The sequence below is a fragment of the Ensifer sp. ENS07 genome, from assembly GCF_014852185.1.
Taxonomy (GTDB): domain Bacteria; phylum Pseudomonadota; class Alphaproteobacteria; order Rhizobiales; family Rhizobiaceae; genus Ensifer; species Ensifer adhaerens.
The window spans coordinates 1-2509 of sequence record NZ_JACVBE010000041.1; the positions used below are offsets into that span (position 1 = coordinate 1).

The 2509-nt window shown below is 61.3% G+C and carries 3 protein-coding genes; all 3 read right to left on the reverse strand.

All coding sequences use genetic code 11. The annotated features are described in order from the left end of the window. Positions 1-9 precede the first annotated feature (9 nt). Entirely contained in the window at positions 10-1629 is a 1620-nt protein-coding gene (locus IB277_RS37485) for an IS66 family transposase (protein ID WP_192373388.1), read from the reverse strand. Between the two features lie 75 nt (positions 1630-1704). Continuing rightward, positions 1705-2049: an IS66 family insertion sequence element accessory protein TnpB gene (gene tnpB / locus IB277_RS37490; RefSeq protein WP_003537853.1), complete on the reverse strand. Its 345-nt coding sequence runs from the start codon at positions 2047-2049 to the stop codon at positions 1705-1707. After that, on the reverse strand, positions 2046-2432 hold the full coding sequence (locus IB277_RS37495) for a transposase (protein WP_192373391.1): 387 nt from the start codon (positions 2430-2432) through the stop codon (positions 2046-2048). Before IB277_RS37495 ends, tnpB begins: the two co-directional genes overlap by 4 nt. Between the last annotated feature and the right edge of the window lie 77 nt (positions 2433-2509).

Here is a 2509-nt window from a genome sequence, read left to right on the forward strand (position 1 = left end):
CGTAAGCGCTTAGCTGACGGCGTCTGACCTGAAGTTCCAGGGCATGAGGGCTTCGATTTCGGATGCGGGCCAGCCTTGAGCGATGCGGGTCAAGGTCTGCGAGAGCCAGTCGAACGGATCGACGCCATTCATTTTGCAGGTCTGCAACAAGGTGGCCACCGTCGCCCAAGTTCGTCCACCGCCCTCGCTGCCGGCGAATAGGCTATTCTTTCTCGTAATCGTTTGGGGCCTGATCGCCCGTTCGACGATGTTGGAGTCGATCTCGATGCGACCGTCCGTCAGAAAGCGTTCCAGCGCCTCGCGCCGGGTGAGCGCGTAGCGGATCGCCTCGGCGGTTTTGGATTTTCCCGAGACCTTGCCCAGTTCCTTTTCCCAGAGCTCGAAGAGGCTGGCGACGGTGGCCGAGGATTTCTCCTGGCGCCGGGCGGCGCGGCTGTCGGCATCCTTACCGCGAACTTCATCCTCGATGCGCCAGAGCTCGGTCATTGCCAGGACAGTGTCTGTGGCGGCCTGCGAGACTCCGCTGATGTGCAGGTCATAAAACTTGCGCCGTAGATGTGCCCAACATCCTGCAAGCTGGACCGTTTCGTTGCTGCCGGTTTTCGCCCGCGTCTTGGCGAGACTGGTATAGGCCGAGTAGCCATCCACTTGCAGGATGCCGGTGAATCCGGAGAGATGACGCGTCACGCAATCCGCGCCTCTGCTGTCTTCAAAACGATAGGCCACCATCGGCGGACTGGTTCCGCCATAGGGGCGGTCGTCGCGTGCGTAAGCCCAAAGCCAGGCCTTGGTGGTTTTGCCCGAACCGGGCGCAAGAGTGGGCAGGGTCGTCTCGTCTGCAAAGATCCTTTCGCCTTCCTTGACCCTCTCCAGGATATAATCGGCCAGCATCTGCAGTTCGAAGCCCAGATGCCCCATCCATTGGGCCATCAGCGATCGGCTGATCTCGACGCCATCACGCAAATAGATCGCTTCCTGCCGATAAAGAGGAAGACCATCGGCGTATTTGGAAACGGCGATATAGGCGAGCAGCCGTTCCGTCGGCAGGCCGCCTTCGATGATGTGTGCCGGCGCCAGGGCCTGGACCACGCCATCGCTGCCCCGGAAAGCGTACTTAGGGCGACGCGTCACGATGACCCTGAACTTCGGCGGCACGACGTCCAGCCGCTCCGAGCGGTCCTCTCCGATCAGAACCTTTGCCAGCCCCTCGCATCCGGCCGGGATTTCCGGCTCGATGACCTCCTCGATGCGCTCTAGATGGGCGGCAAAACCTTTGCGCGGACGCGGCGCGCGCTTCGGCTTGTCTTTGGCCGCGCGGTCGAGTTCGCTGCGGATTGCCGATAGGCCGGTTTCGACCTCTTCGAAAGCAAAGGAGACCTGCTCGTCGTTGACCCCGAGGCGGAGCCGCTCAGAGCGCTTGCCATTTTGCGTGCGCTGCAAAACCTTCATGATCAAGGTCAGGTTGGCAATCCGCTCGTTGGCGCTCTTCTCAACCGCCTCCAACCGCGCGATCTCAGCCTCGGCCGCCTTCAGCCGGGCCTCCTTCTCAGCCTGTTCGCGCGCCAGCGCGAGGACCATCGCTTTCAGCGCATCAACGTCGTCCGGCAGGTCGCTAAGGGGCAAATCCATGGGGTCATGTAGAGCACAAAAATAGCCGCTTTCCCAATCATTACAGCAGCATGATTCATCTTGCCGCAGTCCTGATCAGCCCGTTAGCAACGGCCGCCTGACCTTGGTTGGCCGGATCTTTTTCCAATCCAGACCGGCTAGAAGCGCCATTAATTGCGAATGGTCCAGGCGTATCCGGGCGGCCGATATGCCCGGCCAGCAAAAGCTCTGCTCCTCGAGCGTTTTCGAATAGAGGCAGACGCCGCTGCCATCCCACCAGACGATGCGAACGCGGTCCGCCCGCTTCGATCGGAACACATAAAGCGCGCCGTTGAATGGGTCGAGACCGCCATCTCTGACCAGAGCCATCAAGGATGCCGCACCTTTGCGGAAGTCGACCGGCTGGCACGACACGTAAACGACGACGCCGGACGCGATCATGCCTTGCGGACCGCCCGGAGTATCTTCGCCAGGTGATCCGACTCGATAGCGCCGGCGACGCGCACCACGACATCACCGATGACGATTTCCACCGTAGAACTTGCCACCGGCTCAACGCGCGCGAACTTGACTTCCTGCTTCGCGGCTTCCGTCAGGGGCGCAACCATCCCCGATGACAGCGCCTTGCGACGCCACCCGTAAAGCTGCGAGGGATCCAATCCCTCAGCACGCGCGATCGCCGAGACATTGGCCCCAGGCAACAACGTCTCTGCAATCAGGCGCTCCTTCTCCTCGTCCGGCCAGTCGCGCGGCTTGCGTCGCGCCCGCACCGGCGCCGCCGTCAAAACCTCGAATGTTCGTGGCTGATTCACACTGTCGCTCATAGGATTCTCCGCATGATTCATGCACAAAATCCCCGATCAGCGCGCCAAATGATACGTGGGGGTCCCTACGCGCTTAC

Coding starts and splice junctions, on each gene's coding strand:
- IB277_RS37485 (WP_192373388.1), bottom strand. CDS start 1,629: ATGGATTTGCCCCTTAGCGACCTGCCGGACGACGTTGATGCGCTGAAA.
- tnpB (WP_003537853.1), bottom strand. CDS start 2,049: ATGATCGCGTCCGGCGTCGTCGTTTACGTGTCGTGCCAGCCGGTCGAC.
- IB277_RS37495 (WP_192373391.1), bottom strand. CDS start 2,432: ATGAGCGACAGTGTGAATCAGCCACGAACATTCGAGGTTTTGACGGCG.